Origin of the sequence: Oleidesulfovibrio sp. (genome assembly GCF_047973035.1) — a bacterium.
Lineage (GTDB): Bacteria > Desulfobacterota > Desulfovibrionia > Desulfovibrionales > Desulfovibrionaceae > Oleidesulfovibrio.
In genome coordinates this window covers 115,293-128,817 of the sequence record NZ_JBKEBF010000032.1, presented here as the reverse complement: position 1 = coordinate 128,817, position 13,525 = coordinate 115,293, and the positions used below count along the sequence as shown (strand labels likewise).

Below are 13,525 nucleotides of genomic sequence, written 5' to 3'. Positions count from 1 at the left end.
ACTATGTCCCAGACTAATATCCTGCTTGAAGCAGGCACAAACGAGCTGGAAATTGTCGAGTTCTACCTAGATGAACAGACGAATAGTCCAGACGAGCCTGCGTATCGCGGATACTACGGCGTAAACGTTGCTAAGGTTCTGGAAATCATCAGAATGCCTAAAGTAACGGAAATGCCTGAAGTGCAGCACCCTTCCGTCCTTGGTGCGTTTAACCTGCGAAATCAGATCATCCCTCTGGTCGATCTGAGTATGTGGCTGGGAAAAGACCGCGCAGGTGAAGAGCCGCCAAAGGTTGTGGTGACGGAGTTTAACAACGTGACCACGGCGTTTCAGGTTTCCGGCGTCAACCGTATCCACCGTATCAGCTGGGAAGAAGTTGAGCCGCCCAACAAGTACGTTGCCAGCCTTTCCAACAACTCCATTACCGGCGTTGTTAAAATGGAAGGCCGCATTATCTTTATTCTCGATCTTGAACGTATTGTGGCCAGTATGAATCCGGACCTTGCCCTGAAACTTGACGAGGCTGTGGACTGGGATGGCAACACAGGCTATCGCGCTCTTATCGCCGATGACTCGGGCCTTATCCGCGAAATGCTTAAGGACTTGCTGCAAAAAGCAAAGTTTGAAGTAGAAGCGGTGAATAACGGCCGCGAAGCGTGGGATAGAATTGTAGAACTGAAGACCAGAGGCGAGGAAGAAGGCAGGCCCATCACAGACTATGTGCAGGTGCTTGTTTCCGACATTGAAATGCCCAGTATGGACGGTCACAACCTGTGCAAGCGCGTAAAGGACGACCCCGCCCTGCGTAAGCTGCCGGTTATTCTGTTCTCATCGCTGATTACGGACAAGCTGCGCCATAAAGGTGATTCAGTAGGTGCCGATGATCAGATTTCCAAGCCGGAAGTGACTTATCTTGCACGGCGTGCACTGGCTTTGATCGAAGCCATTGATGCCGAGTAAGACGTTTTTTGTATATAGCTTGTCAGCCCCCTCGTGCAGCGAAGGGGCTTTTTTTTATGGCAAAAGCGGTGGTGTGTTGCAGCGTGTGTTGTGCAGCTTGGCACGTCAGGGCTATGTAAGGCAACATACAAAGCAGAGAGGCTAGACAGGTGTGGGGTCGCCGGAGTTTGCGTAAAGGCAATGGCAGGTATGCGGCGTGACCTGCTTTACAGATAATTGCAGTCTATCGGGGCTTCAGGTCATTACGCCACGTATTATGCGGTGCACAGCAGCCTTGCCCCATGCGCAGATTGTCACGAAAGCTTTTACCGCGGACAGAGTCTGCCGCAAGGTTGCACAGATAGCGGCCTTGCTCTTCACTCCAGAGCAATTCGGGGCAGGGATAGGTGAACCCGTGCAGGTAGACGGCCTCGTCACAGACATGGTCAAGACAGCACCAGCCGCATCCTACACAAGGCAAAGTCGCCTGCTTTTCCATGGCTTGAGTGACGGGTGCAAATGTATGAAATTCTTCCGCACCAGACAGGCAGATGTCAAAAGGGGCGGGAGTACGTTCAGGCAGCACGGCAGGAGCGGAAGCAGGCGCACTTGTTCCGCTGGCGGATGGTTGATCCGGCATGGCGATTCTCTTGTACTTTGGCATCCGTACTGTAGTGCGTCCGGCGTGTGGAGCACAAAAGCACAAGGGCAAAAGTGACACAGGTCGTTAACGGTCCGTGGCGGGTGCTGGTTAAGGACGCCAACACCCTGACACGTTTGGGTCTGCTATGCAATGAAAGGGGGCAGGGCAGGTTGTATCCATCCTGCCTGCGGGCAGTAGTGTTGATGGCTTCAGCACGTCTGTTTTTTTGGGAATGCATGGGAATACTAATTCAGGCAGCAGTGGATGAGAGGAGAATCGGCAGCAGCGGAAGCACCCTGCCTGACAGGTAACATGCTTGTAGAAAACAGAGAGGATTACGCACTGTATAAGGCTGTCGCTGCAGATTGTTGCCGAGGTGATACACGCCAGCTGCATGCCTGAACTCCGGCGGGTGTATACGGAATTCTGCAACGGTGCAGATATTCAGCAGGCTGGCTTGCGGGCGTTACAGGCTGGCGAAACTGCCCGTCGTTAATCCCTGAGGCCGGGGATACGTTGCAGCTTGCTCAGAAATATTTTTGCAGGTTCAAAGTCAGGATTCAGCTGCACTGCGTTGGCAAGAGTTGCCCTGCATTCTTTGTAACGCTTCATGTCAAAAAGCGTACGCGCAATGTTGAAGTCGAGGTGTTCGTCTTCGCCGTGGAACTTGCGCAGCGTCATATAGCAGTCCAGTGCGCGGGAAGGTTCGCCCCCTTTACGCAGCGATACTGCTACCTTGTTCAGCAAAAGGCGCAGCTTTTCATTCAGCCCCACCCCGTTTGCCACAAGATATTCGACTACTGTTTCCGCTTTAGGCCGCTGACCTGTAACAAGGTATGCCGTGATGAACGGCAGGTAGGCGCGCATGGTTTCGGCTTTGCTAAGTGGATAGCCCGAATTACCGTTTCTGGCGGCAATGGTCTCCATGGCATCACGTTGATACAGCAACGGCTCCGGCCAGTATTGCTGCAGAAAACGCATTTTTTCAATGCGCTTTGCCAGCCTCAGCGCAGGGTCTGCGGGCAGGCCGTTAAAAAGCGGAGTCACTTCAATGGCACCGGATTCCAATGTACGGGCAGCCCATAAAATGGCCCGTGGCGATGCATCGGAAGTACCGCGCTGGGTGTTTTTGTTACCTGCACTGGAAAAAAAACCCGCAGGTTTCAGGTTTGCAATAAGCTGATCAGTCAGCGTAGCTGTAATATTGGTAGAAGTTTCTGTCATGAGTGTGCCCGCTTGATGGCAGACGCGAGAGAACGCTGCCGTGTATCTGTGCGTGAATGAGCTTCTTAGGCCGTAGGCGACGGGTTAGTCAACGGGTTGACTGGTTTTGAAGATAGTTCTGCGGTGGTCGGGAAGCGTTGCTTTTCAGGGGTGTGGTGCCCGTAGCTGTGCGTTGCGCTGCTGCTTGTAGCGGGAGTGGTAGGCCTGCATATACAGGCTTAGGCAGGCTTCTGCCATATGCCTGTGCGTATGGCGGGCCAATACGTGCAGGCGGCAGTCAAAAGGACTTATGGCATCAAGCTGTTTCAGGCGGTGCCGTGCTTCTGCCATGCTGTGAAAAGTGAATCCGGTGACGCCTTCGTGGATGAATTCCGGCAGAACGCCTGTTGCCGTGCACAATACCGGTGTACCGGAGACAAGCGCCTGCATAACGGGGATTGCCGTCCAGTCTGCCGTAATAGCGGGGTAGATAAGCGCTTTAGCGCCAGCAAGTAACTGCGTGTATCGTGCGGCGGTAATGGGACCGGTGAAGGTGACATGTTTGCAGTGAGCCCATTGCGGCACAGGGTAAATATCAGCCGTGACTACGAGGGGTAAATCTGCTTCTGCGGCAAGCTGTATGGCTAAGCGCAATTCAGCAAGTTTATTCTGGTGGAAAGATTGAGTGCCTGCCGCATGTGTTGTCTGTATACAGGGAGGTTGCGTGGCAATCTCTGATGGTTGCGGCGTATATTCCGGCTGCAATGCAAAAGCGGCATCTGCGGCGGGATTATTTTTATGCCTTGCCTGTGTATCTGAGCTCGCTTTTGCACTTGATGGGATGTGTGATGACTCTTGCCCCTGAGATGACTGATGTTGCATCGGACGGAACGACGATGCTTGCTGGTGGTGTACCGGAGACCGTGCAGGTATAATGGCAGGCGTTCTGTTTTGCGAGGCATGTGCACACCCCGTGAATAGCAGATAGCCACTATGGTCGGCGCGGAATGTATACGCATCAGGAACGATTCCACTCAGTATGATTGTGTCTGAGGGGGCGCTCCATTGTTTTGCCAGCGATGCTGCAGGAAAAACGTTATACAGCCTGCTCACGTTGTGCGGATAGTGGCGGCCGCTGTGGCTCCTGATGATTTCAGGCTGTGTATCAGGGGGGCATTGCGGCTCAAGATGGCCGATACTATGCACGGCTATCCAGTGCGGCAAAACGTCGAATGGACGCTGGCTGTGTACAATGTCTACCTGCTCGGGGTTTTTATAGAGTTCTTTGCAGGTTATGACTGGAAGCGAGGTGGGCCTTTTACGGAGCATTGCAGTTAGTGCATTTTGCCTGTCAGGGTCGCGTTGCTGCGCTCTTGCCGTGTCTGCACTGCCGTTGCGGCTTGCAGGCTCTTCGTACTTTTTTGATTCCGCATCGGGCTGTATGCCTGATACGATGTCGTTTTCCGTTGCGGTTTGCAGGTCGGGCGGCGTGACAAAAACAACCTCGTGCCCCATGCCAAGCAACGCTTCTCCAAGCCAGTGCATGATACATGACGGGTGGTTATATTCGGTTACACAATTCCGATAATGATCGAACAAGGCAATACGCATAACGTATTGTAACATGCCGGATTCGGAGGAGCATAGTATAACAGAGCTTAACCGTTCATTATACACAGAGCACGGGTATGAACGTTGCCATTGCCCTCGGTTGTTGAAAACTCACCTGCCAATGGCTGTACCTCATTGACAAGGTTGTCGATCCCCGCATACTTCCATTGACCACATACGCGAAGGAGGACGCTTATATGTATGCTGTTATTTTTCGACTGGGGGCAATCACTGCCTTGCTGTGCGCTTTGCTGACGGGAGCAACAGGCGCGCTGGCTGCAGATAATCTGCCGGATCTTGAGGGACAAACCGTGCAGGCTGTTACTGCTAACGACTACAGGCCGCTTAATTTTATCGACCCAGCCACAGGCAAGGGTATCGGGCTGGAATACGATACCGTCAATGAAATCTGCCGGCGTCTTAACTGTATGGTGTCGTGGAATCTGACCTCATGGGACACCATGATTTCTGCTGTTCGCAACGGGCAGTACGATGTGGGCATGGACGGCATTACCATTAACGAAGAGCGCAAAAAACAGGTTGATTTTACCGAGACCTACCTGACCAGTGAACAGTTCATGCTGGTTCGCGCCGACGAAGAGCGTTTCAGCACACCCGAAGTTTTTCGTGCAGACCCTGACCTACTTATCGGTTCTCAACCGGGAACAACAAATTTTTACGTAGCAGTTTACAATGTGCTGGACGGTAACGAGGCTAACCCCCGCATCAAGCTGTTCGAAACATTCGGCCCTACCGTACAGGCGTTGATTGCCGGTGATGTGGACATGGTATTGATGGATGCTTCGTCCTCTCGCGGTTATGTGGGGGCAAACCCCGGCAAGCTGAAGGTTGTAGGCGGCCCGCTGGGCTCTGAAGACTTCGGTTTTATTATGACGCCGGGGTCTGACCTGCGTGAACCGTTTAACGCGTCTATCCGCAGCATGAAAGAAGACGGCACACTGGAAGCGTTAAGCAAAAAGTGGTTTTACGAATATCAATAACGCACCGCACGCGTTTACCGGCGGCGTTGCCTGATGGTGACGCCGCCGCTGTGCGTCCAAAGCATGACATCATTTTTATCTGAACAATCCGGCTACTGCACCAGTTCCAGCACGGGGCTTAATTTGTCCAGGCGCAAGGCGGGGCTTTTTGAAAGGCTGCCTTTGTGGCTGCTGGCTGCAATGCTTATAGCTGTGGTTATCTGCTGGGAAATGGCGGCGGATGCCAACTATACGGCTATTTTTCATACTGTCCGCAAGGGGCTTGCGGTGACACTCTATGTGTCGTTTATCGCATATGCCATGTCACTATTACTGGGGCTGGTGCTGGGCCTTTGGCGCGTGTCACGCAGCAGGATACTGCGCGAGGTCGCTACGTTTTATATTGAAATAGTACGCGGCATCCCCATGCTGGTCATTTTGTACTACATCGCATTTGTCGGGGCACCTGGACTTGTGGACGGGCTGAACTGGTTGCTTACGCCGCTGCGCGATGCTGGCCTTGTGGATAAAATAAGCGTCCGGTCCCTTGATTTTACCTGGCGGGCTATTCTGGCTTTGACCGTGGGGTATTCGGCATTTATTGCAGAAATTGTGCGCGCGGGGGTAGAGTCCGTTGCGGCAGGGCAGATGGAAGCTGCACGTTCGCTCGGGCTTTCGCGCTGGCAGGCCATGTACAAAGTTATTCTGCCGCAGGCGTTACGAAACGTCATGCCGCCGCTGGCAAATGATTTTGTCGCCATGTTGAAGGATTCTGCACTGGTTTCCGCACTTGGCGTGCAGGATATCACCCAGCTTGGCAAAGTATATTCCGCCTCCACGTTTTTGTTTTTTGAAACGTATAACGTGGTGGCATTTTTATACCTTGTAATGACTATCAGTCTTTCGCTGTGCATCAGGTGGTTCGAGTGCCGTCACAAGCGTCCGCTCTGATTGTCAGTTAAAGAATAAAAGCAGCAAAACGCACTGTGCCGTAAAAGCATGGTGCGTTTTTTCAGAGCGCTCCGGTGCAGTGAAGGGCGAAACCGGCAACTGGTACGAATGTACCGGAATAAAGGGTAGATACAGGAAAAGTGGCAGAAAACATTCTGATGAGTTGAAAAGCCGCCGCGGGATGGTCGCAGAACGAAGGCAACGCTGCTGATGTATCGACCATATATACACAGCGCAAAGAAGGGGGCAGGCCGCACGGCGGAACAATGACATGGCAATGTCTGCCACCTGCCGCAGGCAGGCCTTCCCGACAGACAACAGCAGCGCTGGCCGCTTCATGCCATTGTAAAATGCAAGGGAATCGCTCTTCCCAGCCTTGTCCGGCGATGTGTGCTGTCACCCCTTATGGCGGCAAACCCATCGGGCAAGCTCCCTTGCGGCGCATCGGATAACGCATTATGGCAGCAGCGTCACGGTTATTTCTTAAAGGCATAGATTGCTACTACGTATGCCGTTCACTACTTAATGTGAAAAAATAGCTGTTGACGCAAATCCTGACATGTGCGTAGAGTTATCAAAATATTAAACCCGCTACAGTGTATTTTGCACAAGGCACGTAACAGACATGACTTTTGACTTCGCAAACAACGCTTCTTCCATTCAGACCCTAGCTGGTCTTTTTGGCGTTGTTTCTGTCGTCGTCTCTGTCGTAGTCGTCGTCGTTCGCGTCGTTACCAGCGCGCCGTAGCGGAGGAAGCACAGACTAGCATCAGTCCAACCCCCGTCGGCGCAAGCCGGCGGGGGTTGTTTTTTTAGTAGCAACCGGTCGCCGGAGTCCGCCCGGGGAAAGCGAAGGAGGAGTCTCCATGAGCCGTTCCCGATCCCGCGACCACGGCACAGGGTCGCAACCATCGTCCAGAGCCGCTGCCATGCCAGGCGGCAAAGCCAGCAGGAAAAGCTCTGCGCCAGGTAAAAAAGCACCCGATACCCATGCTTCGCCGGAGCGCATAAACGGTGCGCAGGCAGTTATACGGATACTTGAAAGGCAGGGAGTACAGACCGTTGCCGGTATTCCCGGCGGAGCAAGTTTGCCCATTTATGATGCGCTTGCAGAGCGCGGAACCATCCGCCACGTTCTTACCCGTCACGAACAGGCCGCCGGTTTTATTGCGCAGGGTATGGCCCGCGCCACCGGTATTCCCGCGGTATGCCTTGCCACATCCGGCCCCGGGGCTACCAACATTCTTACTGCCATCGCAGACGCAAAGCTCGACTCCGTCCCCGTCATCTGCATCACGGGGCAGGTTCCCACAACGCTCATAGGTACAGATGCCTTTCAGGAGGTAGATACCTATGGCATGAGCATTCCCGCCACCAAGCACAACTTCCTTGTCCGTACAGCTGAAGAACTGCTTACAGTAATTCCCGAGGCGTTCCGTATAGCCATGTCAGGCCGCCCCGGCCCTGTTCTGGTGGATATTCCCCGTGATGTGCAGCTGAGTATGCTTGAAATTTCACAGTGGCCGCAGCCAGCCGTAGCCGACATGCCTGAACAACCTGATATGGAAGATGTCGTGTCCGCAGCGGCGATGATTGATGAGGCAAAGCGGCCTCTCATGTACCTTGGCGGCGGCGTCATCAGCTCCGGCGCATCGGAAGTTGCTCTGCGCATAGCGGAAAAAGCAGGTATTCCGGTTGCTATGACGCTGATGGGACTGGGGGCGATTCCGTCTGACCATCCGCTTTCGCTGGGTATGCTGGGCATGCACGCTGCCCGCTGTACGAATATGGCTATGGAAGAGTGCGACCTGCTGATTGTCGCGGGTGCGCGTTTTGATGACAGGGCAACAGGCAAGGTAGACAGTTTTTGCCCCGGTGCACGGGTTATCCATATTGATATCGACCCGAGCGAACTGGATAAAATTCGTAGTGCACATCTGGCTATTTCCGGAGATGTACGGGTTACGCTGGAGTCGCTTGAACCTATGGTCGCCGCTGAGGCACGCTCAGGCTGGCGTGAACGTATCGAGTTGCTGCGGACGGACTGGGGGCTGGAAATGCCTCATGCCGATGACCCGACCAGCCCGTACGGGATGATTTGTAAAGTGGCGGAACTGGTCGGGCCCGATGCCATTGTTACGACGGATGTAGGGCAGCATCAGATGCGTACAGCGCAAGCATATCCGTTCAGCAGGCCGCGTCAGTGGTTGACTTCCGGCGGATTGGGCACCATGGGATTTGGTCTGCCTGCTGCCATTGGTGCTGCCATTGCCTGCCCTGACAGGCCTGTTGTGTGCTTCACCGGTGACGGCAGCCTGCAGATGAACCTGCAGGAGCTGGCAACAGCCGTTGAGCAGCGTTGCAATATCAAAATCATTCTTGCCAACAACAATGCGCTGGGCCTTGTGCAGCAGTTGCAGAATCTTTTTTTTGAACAGCGGGTATTTGCAACAGACTATTCTGTAAAGATTGACTTTGTGCGTATTGCGGAAGGGTTCGGAATGCCGGCCATAGACCTCGGGCAGAGTAAAGACCCAATGGGAATGCTGAGTGCGGCATTGTCTACCTCTGGGCCGTGTCTGGTGCATGTCCCTGTGGCTGTTTCTGCAAACGTATTTCCAATAGTACCCCCCGGCGCCGCCAATACCGAAATGATAGGAGGAGACAAACATGACAGCACAAATGCAGCAGCCTGATACCATGCCGCCCCTTATTGCCTTGCGCCTGACTGTGCGAAACCATCCGGGTGTGATGTCTCACGTGTGCGGTCTGTTTGCCCGCCGCGCGTTCAACGTGGAAGGAATTTTATGTACCCCTGTAGGAGACGGCACAATCAGCCGGATATGGTTGATTGTCCATGAAGACAGCAGGCTGCAGCAGATGATCCGTCAGGCGGAGAAACTGCAGGATGTCCATGATGTTGCGCCGTTTCCCGCAGATGCTCAGGCCTTCGCCCGTCTGGAATCATGCGTGGCTGCATGGGAAACAGCGGACGAACTGTGTATAACGCCGACAGCTATGGCGGGGTAGCTTCTGCATGAAAGGGCCGGATAAAATCGGCCCTTTTATTTGGGAACGTCGAACGGACAGGCCGTATAAGGAAAGGGAAAGCAGCAAGGATAAATATAATATGCCGCCAATTGGCACGCTTAGTTACCTATGGTAGTTATTATGAGAATCTATGTATGGAATGCAAGGTAATTAAGTCTGTTAAATGTAACTGTTGAACATGGGCGGTAGTGCAGGTGGTTGATATTACAACCTTAGAAGAACGGTGTGATGACATATTTGCTTCAGGGTATTCTCGTTGCGAAATGAGTCCCGTACATTTGCCCGAAAAGGAGGTATTATATTTCGCTCCTCTCATGAGCCACACGGCGGATGCCTTGCTTTAGTGTCTGGGTAAGATGAATCTGATCTGTGAGGGGCCCTATGGGGGGGTATTGCGCCCGTTTTGTAAGTGACGAATTAAGAATTCTATGTCGTGACTGTTTTTCTTCTATCAGTGCGTTGGAGTTAAAAGACACCAAGGCGCTCCTTGTTGATGACAGAGAGGAGTTTACTATACAGCACCTGGCGCGCATGCAGCCGTTGGAGTCTGTGGTTGCAAGGCCCCGTGGCGACTGGTTGTTTGAATTATTGCAGGACGGGCGTATTTTTTCACATTTTCAGCCTATTGTGGAAGCAAAGAATCCGCAGAATGTTTTCGGGTATGAGTGTCTTGCCAGAGGCCGAACGCGTAGCGGGGAGATTTTATCTCCGAAGACAATGTTCAGTATAGCTAACGCTGCAGATATGCTTTTCCATCTCGAACGCTGCTGCCGTGTTGCAGCTATCCGTGGTGCCAAAGAACATGGGATTACCCAATCTTTATTTATCAATTTTAATCCCAATACGATTTACAGTCCCGAGTTTTGTCTGAAGGCAACCCTGCGGGCAATTGAGCAAGCCGAAATTAATCCGGCGTGTGTCGTTTTTGAAGTTATTGAAAGTGAGGAAGTCAAAGATGTAAGCCATATTTTGGAAGTTCTTGATTTTTATCGTGATCATGGCTTTCGTGTTGCCTTGGATGACCTTGGGGCTGGCTATTCTTCGCTCAGATTACTGAGCCTGCTTAAGCCGGATTTCATCAAGCTGGATATAGGGTTGGTCCAACATGTGGATGAAGATCCGTACCGAGCTGTAATTACCCAGAATATTTTGGAAATGGCCAGGAGGTTAGGGGTTCAGACTATTGCTGAAGGAGTGGAGACTGCGGGGGAATGGCATTGGCTGCGGGAGCATGAAGTAGATTTTGTGCAGGGTTTTCTTTTTGCACGTCCTACTGTTCCTCCTGTGCCTGTAGTAGTGCCCGTATAACTTAGGATTACAATTTCCGTCTGGAATGTTGAGGATGTCCCGGTGACGTTTTTACCCGCTTGTTGAAAATAAGCCCGCACCCTGTCCTGTTTTGTTTTAAAAAAAATCTTGCCATGTCTGTGCAGGACAAACATGGCAGGATGAAAAAAGCCGGACATTGTCCGGCTTTCGGGGGGATTTGGTTATCCGTTTTTCCGGCGCAGCCCCACCCAGAAGAGGGGCAGACCTGTTGCGATAAGGAGCAGCGAAGCAGGCTCTGCAGTTGCTACAGGGGGGACGTAGGCTGCAAAAGCGCTGGTAATGTACAGCTCCTCTCCTTTGCCTTCCAGTTCCTTCATGGCAAACAGGCCTTCAAAGGTGTACCCTTCAATGTCATACAGCGAAAGGTTCATCTCCGGCGCGTAGACAACGAAGTCTCTGGAGCCTGAGCCAAGGTTGGTTTCCACTGTTACGTTACCGTCCGAGACTATACCGGGTGATAATACCCAATCGTAATCGCCGCCGGAGTTGTCCAGTGCGCCGTCCTTTACATCGTCGAATACCCAGTTGGCTACAATGTTGCCCTGTGCATCACGAATGCGTACTTCGCCTATTACGTACAAGTCCTGATTGCTGTTGCCGGGTTCCGCCATGTCAAAAATGAACACGGGGATGTTGGCATCAGGTGCAAAGTTTGTATGCATGTAGTCAAGCAGCTGAGAAACATAAACAGGGCCGTTATCGCGGACTCCTGCGCCCCAGATACCTTCAAAGCTGTTGCTTGTGCCGCCGGAAACAGAAAGCATCGGGTCTTCAAAACCGTCAGGGTTTGAAGTGCCGGAGCTGTTTGTCATTACCACGATGTCAAGATTGCCGACACCTGCTCCGGTGTTGTCCTGATGACTAAAGCCGGGTAATCCGTAATATTCAAGAATAGCAGTAGAGTAAGAGTAAAAATCGTCATACTCACGTGCCCAGATGTTCGGATCAGGCAGTGGCGTTACTGCTGCCGAAGCAAAGGTGACAGAGCTGAGGATAACGCTGATAGCCGTTGCCATGTATCTGAAAAGAATAGTTTTCATTACATTCCCCCCGAGTGACGTATGCACTCTGTACTCTATATTGCAAAATACAGACCTCATTGAAATGCCCATGATCTGTGCGTATTGCAGTTTTTACGTATTGCAGGAAGTGTAAAGTGATGCGACATTAAACTGCATTGTCAGTCACTACACTTACTAATAAATCGTTTTGTAGAATTAGCAATGACTGTAATGGTTGTTTTGTAATATTATAATACGGAAGTCGATATAACGAAAAAGGCACCCGTTATAACGGGTGCCTTTTGTTATTGTAGTTGCAAGTTGTTAGTTGCTGTCAGGCGGGCTTTGTTGTTCCGCAGACTGCCGCATGGCATCCATTGTCTGCCAGCCGCCGCCCATGGATTTGTAAATACGGATGAGGCTGTCGACCACAGCGCCACGGCTTACAGCCAGCTGGTCTTCGTATGACAGCAGCGAGCGGCGGGCTTCGAGCACATCGCTAAAGTCCACAAGGCCGTTCAGGTATTTATCCTGCGCAAGGGCCAGAGCTTCGCGTGCTGCAAGGGTTGCCTGTTCCAGCGCATCACGTCTGTTCTGTTCTTTGGCGTAGTCTGTCATGGCAGACTGCGCTTCGGTCAGAGCGTTCAGAACAGTACGTTCGTAGCGGAACTTGTATTGTTCCTGAACTGCTTCCGCCACATCAATATTCCGGCGCAGAGCACCTGCGTGGAATATCGGCCAGCTGATGCCGGGGCCGAAGCTGTAAATCTGGCTTCCTGTTTCAAACAGGCTGCTCTGGGCAAACGATTCCAGCCCGATGGAGCCTAAAAGGCGGAATTTGGGATACAGTTCTGCTGTTGCTACACCCACTTCTGCCGTTTTTGCAGCCAGAGTACGTTCCGCCATGCGGATATCAGGCCTGTTGCGTAGTGCCTCTGCCGGAACGCCGACGGCAACGCTTACGGGCGGTACGGGAATGGGACGCCGTTCAGTAAGCTCTGCGTGCAGGGTGTCAGGCTGCTGGCCCAGCAACAGGGCCAGACGGTTGATGGAAGAATCAAGCCGCGCCTGCAATGTCGGGATTTCTGCACGGGTGCTTTCAAGGCTGTAGCGTGCCTGCTGTACGCCAAGGGCATCACTCAGGCCCGACTCATAACGCGACTCAACTATTTCGAATGTTTCTTTCTGTTCTTCAAGGTTGGCCTGCGCTACGGAAAGACGCGTCTGGTATGCGCGGACATCCGTATATGTAGAAGCGATTTCCGCCAGCATGCTGACGTAAACATCGCGCAGGTCGGCTTCGCTTGCTTCAAGGTCAGCCCCTGCTGCTTCGACGGCACGGCGGGTTCCACCGAAGATGTCAATTTCCCAGCCAGCGTCGAAGCCAGCCTGATACAAGTCACGCTCTTTGCCATCGAAGCCGGCATTTTTAGACTTTTTGCCGGTAGACAGATTGCCGGAAGCATCAAGCGAAGGGTAGAGGTCCGCTTCGCTGATACCAAGCCGTGCCCTTGCCGCGCGAACCCGCGCACGGGCTTCCTTCAGGTCAAGGTTGCCCGCTACGGCCCGCTCCATCAGACTGTCCAGTTGCGGGTCCTCAAGCACCTTCCACCATTCGGACAGTTCCATCGTGGCATTTTGCGTCTGTACAAGGCCGGACGCATCTTCAGTACGCCATTCGGGGGGGGATTGCAGGTCAGGCGCGGTGTAGTCCGGTCCGACGGCGCAGCCACCCAGCAGCAGCGCTGTTATTAAAGTCGATGCCAGTATTCCGCCTTTGCTGCGGGTGGCAGATGTAGACTTGTTAGAGGTCATTG

11 protein-coding genes are annotated in these 13,525 nt (G+C 52.8%); 6 read left to right on the top strand and 5 right to left on the bottom strand.

Annotated elements, in window-relative coordinates:
• Positions 1-3 precede the first annotated feature (3 nt).
• Entirely contained in the window at positions 4-960 is a 957-nt protein-coding gene (locus tag ACK5LI_RS10190; RefSeq protein ID WP_416948882.1) for a chemotaxis protein, read from the top strand.
• A gap of 223 nt (positions 961-1,183) precedes the next feature.
• On the opposite strand, the gene ACK5LI_RS10185 is transcribed toward ACK5LI_RS10190, so the two are convergent.
• From ACK5LI_RS10185 to ACK5LI_RS10175, 3 genes are all read right to left on the bottom strand, one after another.
• Positions 1,184-1,579, bottom strand: a complete 396-nt coding sequence (locus ACK5LI_RS10185) for a hypothetical protein (RefSeq protein ID WP_416948879.1) — start codon at positions 1,577-1,579, stop codon at positions 1,184-1,186.
• 495 nt (positions 1,580-2,074) lie between these two features.
• A complete protein-coding gene (locus tag ACK5LI_RS10180) occupies positions 2,075-2,806 on the bottom strand; it encodes a tetratricopeptide repeat protein (RefSeq protein ID WP_416948876.1) in 732 nt (243 codons plus the stop codon).
• 144 nt (positions 2,807-2,950) lie between these two features.
• Positions 2,951-4,411, bottom strand: coding sequence for a glycosyltransferase (locus ACK5LI_RS10175; RefSeq protein ID WP_416948874.1), 1,461 nt, complete (start codon positions 4,409-4,411; stop codon positions 2,951-2,953).
• 182 nt (positions 4,412-4,593) lie between these two features.
• On the opposite strand from ACK5LI_RS10175, the gene ACK5LI_RS10170 reads away from it, so the two are divergent.
• From ACK5LI_RS10170 to ACK5LI_RS10150, 5 genes are all read left to right on the top strand, one after another.
• Positions 4,594-5,397 (top strand): transporter substrate-binding domain-containing protein, encoded by an 804-nt coding sequence (locus ACK5LI_RS10170; protein ID WP_416948872.1) that lies wholly within the window; start codon positions 4,594-4,596, stop codon positions 5,395-5,397.
• Between the two features lie 123 nt (positions 5,398-5,520).
• On the top strand, positions 5,521-6,327 hold the full coding sequence (locus ACK5LI_RS10165) for an amino acid ABC transporter permease (RefSeq protein ID WP_416948870.1): 807 nt from the start codon (positions 5,521-5,523) through the stop codon (positions 6,325-6,327).
• 866 nt (positions 6,328-7,193) lie between these two features.
• On the top strand, positions 7,194-9,023 hold the full coding sequence (gene ilvB, locus ACK5LI_RS10160) for an acetolactate synthase large subunit (protein ID WP_416948868.1): 1,830 nt from the start codon (positions 7,194-7,196) through the stop codon (positions 9,021-9,023).
• On the top strand, positions 8,998-9,357 hold the full coding sequence (ilvN, locus tag ACK5LI_RS10155) for an acetolactate synthase small subunit (protein WP_416948866.1): 360 nt from the start codon (positions 8,998-9,000) through the stop codon (positions 9,355-9,357). The genes ilvB and ilvN overlap by 26 nt, the downstream gene beginning before the upstream one ends.
• Positions 9,358-9,759: 402 nt before the next feature.
• Complete coding sequence (locus ACK5LI_RS10150; RefSeq protein ID WP_416948864.1) at positions 9,760-10,686, top strand: EAL domain-containing protein; 927 nt, start codon at positions 9,760-9,762, stop codon at positions 10,684-10,686.
• Positions 10,687-10,868: 182 nt separating this feature from the next.
• On the opposite strand, the gene ACK5LI_RS10145 is transcribed toward ACK5LI_RS10150, so the two are convergent.
• Together ACK5LI_RS10145 and ACK5LI_RS10140 are read right to left on the bottom strand one after the other, a co-directional pair.
• Positions 10,869-11,747: a hypothetical protein gene (locus tag ACK5LI_RS10145; protein WP_416948862.1), complete on the bottom strand. Its 879-nt coding sequence runs from the start codon at positions 11,745-11,747 to the stop codon at positions 10,869-10,871.
• A 285-nt stretch (positions 11,748-12,032) separates the two neighbouring features.
• Positions 12,033-13,523 (bottom strand): efflux transporter outer membrane subunit, encoded by a 1,491-nt coding sequence (locus ACK5LI_RS10140; protein WP_416948860.1) that lies wholly within the window; start codon positions 13,521-13,523, stop codon positions 12,033-12,035.
• Between the last annotated feature and the right edge of the window lie 2 nt (positions 13,524-13,525).